Genomic DNA, 3,789 nt, shown 5'->3' with positions numbered 1-3,789 from the left:
GCGCCGTTCCGAGGACGGACACCCCCCGACACGGCCCCGACCCACCACCCACCGCGCAGGCGCACCCACCCCGCCCCAACCGCCGGAGGCACCCGGTAGGGTTCGCCTCCGGAAAGGGGAAGGTGAAGGCACCCGATGATCAGGGATCGCGACCCTCGAACACTCCGCACGCTTGGCCGGAGGACCCTCATATCGGCCTCGGTGACCGCTTTGTCGTTGACGGCGAGCGGATGCGTCGTCGTGCACGGCGAACGGGAGATCCTCCCGTCGACCACCCGCGCCGAAGCCGCCAAGGCCCTCCAGGAGTTCACGACCGCGTACAACGACGCCGACAAGGCCTACGACGCCTCCCTGGACGCCGAGCACACCACCGGCGCCCTCGCCGACATCGACTCGGCTCGTCTGAAGGCCGGCCAGAAGAACAACCCGGGCGGCAACCCGAACCACTCGCCGCTGAAGCTGACGGACGCGAAGTTCACGATCCCGAAGAAGGCCGGCTGGCCCCGCTGGTTCGTCGTCGACGCGGCCGGCAACAAGGGCGGCACCGCCCGCTGGCTGCTCGTGTTCACCCGCAGCAGCCTCGACGACCCGTTCCAGGTCGCGTATCTGACCCTCGTCGCCCCCGGCAAGGTCCCGGAGTTCAAGAAGGACGCGGACGGCTGGGCCGAGCCGGTCCCCGTGAACTCGACGAGCGTGGCGGCGAAGCCCGGCGATCTGAGCCAGACGTACACGACGTACCTGAAGAACGGCGGGGCCGCCTTCGCGGACGGCGCGCACACCAGCCAGTGGCGTGCCCTGCGCGACAAGAACACCAAGAGGCCGGGCCTGGTCACCCAGTACATCGACGAACCGCTGACGAACGGCGACTACGGGCCGCTGGCGCTGCGCACGACGGACGGCGGGGCGCTGGTGTTCTTCACCACGCGGCACTACGAGAAGCAGACGGCCTACGCGGGCACGACGTTCCCGACCCCGAACAAGGACGTGCTCGCCCTGACGACGGGCGAGATCAAGCAGTCCCTCACGCTGGAGTTCGTCTCCAACGAGGTGGCGCTGGATCCGAAGGGCCAGGGCAAGGTGACGATCCTGGGCCGGATCCAGGGAATGACCTCGGCGGAGGGCTCGTAGCCCAGGGCCTCGGCCGGTTCAGGGCCTCAGCGCCGTGACGGCCACGCCGACCCCGCGGAGTCGGCGTCGACGTACCGGCCGCAGACCTCGGTGAGCACCTCCAGCAGGCTCAACGGGTCCGGCAGCTCGTGCTCCGGCCCGCGCACCCACCGCACCGCCTGGCCGTCACCGGGCAGCCGGGCCGGCGGCACGAGGACGTACGAGCCACGGCAGTGCCAGCGCAGCCCGGGGTGCTCCTCCGCCGTCTCGGGGTGGCAGTCCAGCTCGCACGGCCACCACTCGTCCTCGTCCTCGGGCGTCCCGCGGGTGAGGGTGAAGAAGAGCATGCGGCCGTCGTCGCTCTCGGCGGCCGGCCCGACCTCGATGCCCTCGGCGAGCAGCCGCTCCAACGCGGCGCGACCGGCATCCAGGGGCACGTCGAGGACGTCGTGCACCATGCCGGTCGCGGTGATGAAGTTGGCTTCGGGCTGATGGCGGGCCCAGCGCTCGATCTGGGCGCGGTCGGTGGTGGACTGCGTCTGCCAGGCGAAGGACACGGGGTGCCGGGCCGGGGTGGGACAGCCGACGCGGTCGCAGGAGCAGCGGTAGCCGGCCGGGTGGGCGGCGGGCGCGAGGGGCAGTCCCGCGCCGGCGGCGGCGAGCAGCAGGGCCTCACGGCCGCCGTCACCGGCGGTCTCCTTAGGCCGGCGCCCGGCGCGCAGCCACTGGGTGAGTTTGCCCTGCAGGCCGGTCCGGCCGCCGAACTCCGCGCTCATCTATCCCCTCGCCTCGCCGTCATGCGGAACAGCATGCCCTATGGTCCCATCTTCCCGCGCACCGGGGGGCCAGTGCCCACATCCGGGGCAGGAGCTATGAGACGGGTACCGGTGGGGCGAGCGAGGCATATGCCGCACCGAGATCGGTGTCATTGCCCGCTTTGACCTGATATGGCGCCCTACCGTATCGCCATGGTCACAACGATCGCGCTGACGGGCCTGGCCACCGCGGCTTCCGTGGTCGCGCTGACCCTGACGGGACACGGCACCACCCCGATGCCGCTGGAGTGGGGCACCGGCCCGCTGACGGTGGCCGCACTCCCCCGGATCACGTACGTCGCACACCGCGGCGGCGCCCACGAGGTCCCCGAGAACAGCATGTCGGGGCTGATGACCGCCTACCGGCGCGGTACGGCGCAGGTGCTGGACTTCGACACGCGGCTGCTGCGCGACGGCACGCCGGTGGTGCTCCACGACGAGAGCCTGAACCGCACCACCTACCTGGGCGGCGCGGTGCGCGGCCTGGACGCCCGGGAGTGGCAGGGCGTAAGGCTGCGCCCGAGGGATGTGCTGCCCGGGAGCTGGCGGTCGGAGCGGCCGCCGACGGTCGCGGAGGTCCTGGACCGCCTCGGCGGGCGGATCGTACTGATGCTGGAGGCGAAGGATCCGCGGAGTCTGGACCGGCTGGCCGGCCTGATCCGGGCCCGCGGCCTGACCCGCTCGGTCTTCGTGAACTCCAACGACCCCGGGGTGGCCCGGCGCGCCCACCGCCTCGGCCTGCTCACACAGGTGTGGCGCTCGGCGCGGCAGCTGCGCACGGACCGCCCGGAGCGCTGGCGCTCGTACGTCGACCTGCTGGACGTGGACCACCGGGCGCGCGACGCGGACCTGACGCGGGCGGTGAACTCGGGGATCGCGCGGGTGTGGGCGCACACGGTGGTGACGGACACGCAGCGGGACCGGGTGCTGGAGCTGGGGTGCACCGGGGTGATCACGGACGCGCCGGGGCGGCTGGCGCGCATCGCCGAGCGGGAGGCCTGGCAGGCCAGGGAGGCCCGGGAGGACGCCCAGCGGGACGCCCGGAGGGCCCTTCAGCGGGGCGCGAGGCCGTGAAGGGCGTAGTCGACGAGGGTGTCGGTGTACTCGTAGGAGATCGGGCCGGTGTGCTGGAGCCAGCGCTGAGCCAGGGGGGAGACCCAGAGTTCGAGGGCGATGCGCGGGTCGACGTCCGGGCGGACCTGGCCGGCCTCCTGCGCGGAGCGCACCCGGTCGGCGTACATCTGGAGCGACGGTTCGAGGAGATTGGCCACCATGGTGCGGCCCAGTTGCTCGTCGACCACTCCTTCGGCGGCCAGGGCGCGGGACGGGCCCTCGAAGCGGGGGTCGTGGAGCTGGTCGACGGTGAGGCGCAGGACGGCCTTGAGGTCGGCGGCGAGGTCGCCGGTGTCCGGGATGGCGAACTCGTACTCGGAGCCCGCGTCCCGGGAGGCCTGTTCGCTCAGGTCGAGGAAGGCCTCCAGCAGGACGTCGGCCTTGGAGGACCACCACCGGTAGATCGTCTGCTTGCCGACACCGGCCCGGGCGGCGATGCCCTCGATGGTGGTCTTGGGGTAGCCGACCTCCGCCACCAGCGTGAGGGCGGCGTCGTAGATGGCGCGACGGGACTTCTCGCTGCGCCGGGTGGAGTCGGGGGCGGGCTGCGCGGACTTTTTCAGGCTCATGGCTCGAATTTATCAGGTTGACAAGACGGTGCGTCTCGCCGGACAGTGTGTAGGTAAGCGCGAGACGAAACGTCTCGTCGCACCATCGCACTCATGAGAGGAGCCTCGACATGACCCGAGGCGGAGCCGGAAACCTGCTGGGGGTCGGCGGATCGCGCAAGAACCTCGGCCGCAAGGCGCTGCGC

At 71.8% G+C, this 3,789-nt stretch carries 4 protein-coding genes; 2 read left to right on the top strand and 2 right to left on the bottom strand.

Annotated elements, in window-relative coordinates; genetic code table 11:
• The first annotated feature begins 135 nt into the window (after positions 1 to 135).
• Entirely contained in the window at positions 136 to 1,128 is a 993-nt protein-coding gene (locus ACFTZL_RS42480; RefSeq protein ID WP_382595248.1) for a hypothetical protein, read from the top strand.
• Between the two features lie 26 nt (positions 1,129 to 1,154).
• Here ACFTZL_RS42480 and ACFTZL_RS42475 read toward each other — a convergent pair whose 3' ends face one another.
• Complete coding sequence (locus ACFTZL_RS42475) at positions 1,155 to 1,883, bottom strand: bifunctional DNA primase/polymerase (protein ID WP_382595246.1); 729 nt, start codon at positions 1,881 to 1,883, stop codon at positions 1,155 to 1,157.
• Between the two features lie 192 nt (positions 1,884 to 2,075).
• Here ACFTZL_RS42475 and ACFTZL_RS42470 point away from each other — a divergent pair, with 192 nt between their 5' ends.
• Positions 2,076 to 2,996 carry a glycerophosphodiester phosphodiesterase gene (locus tag ACFTZL_RS42470; protein ID WP_382595243.1) on the top strand — a complete coding sequence of 307 codons (921 nt, stop codon included), beginning with the start codon at positions 2,076 to 2,078 and terminating at the stop codon, positions 2,994 to 2,996.
• Here the strand turns inward: ACFTZL_RS42470 and ACFTZL_RS42465 are convergent.
• Positions 2,975 to 3,604 (bottom strand): TetR/AcrR family transcriptional regulator, encoded by a 630-nt coding sequence (locus ACFTZL_RS42465; protein WP_382595240.1) that lies wholly within the window; start codon positions 3,602 to 3,604, stop codon positions 2,975 to 2,977. The genes ACFTZL_RS42470 and ACFTZL_RS42465 overlap by 22 nt on opposite strands.
• Between the last annotated feature and the right edge of the window lie 185 nt (positions 3,605 to 3,789).

The sequence above is a fragment of the Streptomyces sp. NPDC056948 genome (assembly GCF_042674225.1).
In the GTDB taxonomy this organism is placed as follows: domain Bacteria; phylum Actinomycetota; class Actinomycetes; order Streptomycetales; family Streptomycetaceae; genus Streptomyces; species Streptomyces purpurascens.
The sequence above is the reverse complement of the archived record's forward strand: the minus strand, read 5'-3'. Positions and strand labels throughout refer to the sequence as shown.

Excerpts from the sequence above, each read along its gene's own strand:
- ACFTZL_RS42470 (WP_382595243.1), top strand. The coding sequence starts at position 2,076 with ATGGTCACAACGATCGCGCTGACGGGCCTGGCCACCGCGGCTTCCGTG.
- ACFTZL_RS42480 (WP_382595248.1), top strand. The coding sequence starts at position 136 with ATGATCAGGGATCGCGACCCTCGAACACTCCGCACGCTTGGCCGGAGG.
- ACFTZL_RS42475 (WP_382595246.1), bottom strand. The coding sequence starts at position 1,883 with ATGAGCGCGGAGTTCGGCGGCCGGACCGGCCTGCAGGGCAAACTCACC.
- ACFTZL_RS42465 (WP_382595240.1), bottom strand. The coding sequence starts at position 3,604 with ATGAGCCTGAAAAAGTCCGCGCAGCCCGCCCCCGACTCCACCCGGCGC.